Origin of the sequence: Staphylococcus sp. GDX8P80P (assembly GCF_017893095.1) — a bacterium.
GTDB lineage: Bacteria > Bacillota > Bacilli > Staphylococcales > Staphylococcaceae > Staphylococcus > Staphylococcus borealis.
This window is the reverse complement of the sequence record NZ_JAESMI010000128.1, coordinates 1-1,691: the sequence shown is the minus strand read 5'-3', so window position 1 is coordinate 1,691 and position 1,691 is coordinate 1. Positions and strand designations below refer to the sequence as shown.

1 protein-coding gene is annotated in these 1,691 nt (G+C 31.3%); it reads left to right on the top strand.

Going from position 1 to position 1,691, the window contains the following annotated elements; all coding sequences use genetic code 11:
• Nucleotides 1-243: 243 nt before the first annotated feature.
• Nucleotides 244-1,557 (top strand): ISL3 family transposase, encoded by a 1,314-nt coding sequence (locus tag KA858_RS10725; RefSeq protein WP_210135670.1) that lies wholly within the window; start codon nucleotides 244-246, stop codon nucleotides 1,555-1,557.
• The last annotated feature ends 134 nt before the right edge of the window (nucleotides 1,558-1,691 follow it).

Below are 1,691 nucleotides of genomic sequence, written 5' to 3'. Positions count from 1 at the left end.
TCAGAAGCTGCACGTAAACGTAAATTCAAATAATTAATAACTCTGTTGACTCCCTCAACAAGAATATTAATTATATATATGCTCTCGATTAGTTAAACTAGTCGAGAGTTTTTGGTTCTAAGAGAAATGCGGTTGATGAAACAAATTGATTGTTTCATTAACCGCATTTTTTATACAAAAAGAGCGCAAATATCTCTATAATATTAAGTGACCAAACTAAATAAAAGGAGAGATATCGCGCTTATGAGTAATTGTATCGCAGAAACACTAGAAATTAAAGATGAAAATATTATTTGGGAAAACCGTGTAGAACGTTTTTCCAATGGATATATAACAGCTAAATGTTATTTTGGCACATTAACTTATACGCCTAATCATTGTGAGAACTGTGGCTTCCCAAATGAAAACCATCGTATTGTTAAAAATGGTAAACGCCAAATATTAATTAAAGTACCTAAAGTTTCAGAAGTTCCTACGTATATTTCGCTCAAAAAACAACGTTTTTTATGTCGCCAATGCCATAGTACCTTTGTCGCTCAATCTGAAATAGTAGACAAACATTGTGTGATTTCAAATAATACAAAAAAAATAATCTTAAATAAAAGTGTTCAAGACCGTTCGGTCAAATCTATTAGTGAAAGTACCAATACCTCATTCCATACGGTTACGCGTATTATTAATGAAGCAGCTAAAGAGATAGCTCAGACACCATCTAAATCCTTACCAGAACACATTATGATTGATGAACTTAAAACAGTAAACGGTCAAATGAGTATGGTGTACTGTGATGGCTTAACACATCAATTTGGAGATATCATCGAAAGTCGTAAAAAACGATTTGTTCTTGACTACTTTTATCATTTTTCTTTAGAAGAACGTAAAAAAGTAAAAACTGTTTCCATTGATATGTTTGAAGCTTATATTTACATGATTCAGGAATTATTCCCTAATGCGCGCATCATTATTGATCGTTTTCACATTGTTCAATCTATCAATAGAGAAATTAACACTGCGCGTATCCGTTTGATGAATGAAGTTAGATACACAGATCACCGATTTTATAATAAGTTAAAACGGCATTGGAAAATATTTCTTACCGATACAGAAAATCTAGAAAGCTTTGTTTATGGCCCTGTTAAACTCTTCGACAAATGGATGACACCTCAAGGTGTCTTGGATTATATGCTAGAAGGAAATGACATACTTAAATTTACGCATCAAGTAGGCCATCAGCTTAGACGGGCTTTAAAACTCAATCAATCGGAAAAGTTTTTTAGTTGTATTAAAGACGAAACATCTATTTCTAAAGGTTTAAATAGAGTATTAAATACATTCGATAAATTTTCACCACATATTATGAATACGTTCAATTTTCCACATTTATCAAATGGACCTATCGAAGGTTTTAATAATAAAATTAAAGTTCAAAAACGTATAGCTTACGGTTATCGTAACTTCGAGAATTTCAAATGTCGTATAATCGTCAAAGAACGATTATTTAAAAAAACAAAAAGGAAACCAAGACTAAAAAAGTCTGATTTCCACCTTGTCGCTTAATCTTATTTTAATTAAATAATTTTTTTATTTATCAACCGATGTTTGCGTAGAACCGAATTCTGTCCCACTCCCTTATTATTCGTTTAAACTCGTTTTATTTATAATTTTAACCCCATCTTGTGTACCAACAATCA

Excerpts from the sequence above, each read along its gene's own strand:
- KA858_RS10725 (WP_210135670.1), top strand. The coding sequence starts at position 244 with ATGAGTAATTGTATCGCAGAAACACTAGAAATTAAAGATGAAAATATT.